Consider the following 641-nt stretch of genomic DNA (forward strand, 5'->3'; position numbering starts at 1 on the left):
GGGACAGGGCGCCGGCGAGGCCCTCCAGGGCGAGGGCGACGGCGCGGGGGTCGCCCGTGGCGTGGGCCGCTTCGTGGCCCTCGCGGTGGCGGGCCAGCGCGAGCCGCGCGTCGCCGCGCTGCTCGGCGGCGAACCCCAGCTCGGCCATGATGAACGCGATCCCGGGCGTCCCGCGCACCCGCCGCAGCCAGTCGAGCACGGGCAGCAGGTACGCCTCGGCCTCGTCGTACCGGCGCTGCCGCCGGGCGCTCATGGCCAGGCCGAGCAGCGCGTTCTCCTCGGCCGACTTGTACGACTGCGCCACCGCCAGCCGCCTGGCCCGCTCGTGCAGGTCGTCGGCCGCCGCGTAGTCGCGCTCCAGCAGCGCGATCCGCCCCAGCCCGGCCAGCTTGAACGACACCTCGAACCCGAGCTCCTCCGCCAGCCGCAGCCCCTCCCTCCGCAGCCGAGCGGCCTTCGGGTAGTCGCCGCGGATCTCGGCCGCCCGGTCGAGCACGTCCATGGCCTCGATCTGCCCCCAGCCGTCACCCAGCTCCCGGAACAGCGCGAGTCCCCGCTCCCCGTCGCGTTCCATCGCGGCCAGGTCGCCGCGGCCGACGCCGAGCTTGGCCCGCAGGCACAACGCCGCCGCGACCCCCCAC

General features: G+C 76.9%; 1 protein-coding gene. It reads right to left on the reverse strand.

Annotated features, from left to right (window positions below):
• A partial coding sequence (locus C1J01_RS48470; RefSeq protein ID WP_146616066.1) for a tetratricopeptide repeat protein occupies nucleotides 1-641 on the reverse strand: 641 nt, incomplete at both ends.

Source organism: Nonomuraea aridisoli, from assembly GCF_003236395.1.
Taxonomy (GTDB): Bacteria; Actinomycetota; Actinomycetes; order Streptosporangiales; family Streptosporangiaceae; genus Nonomuraea; species Nonomuraea aridisoli.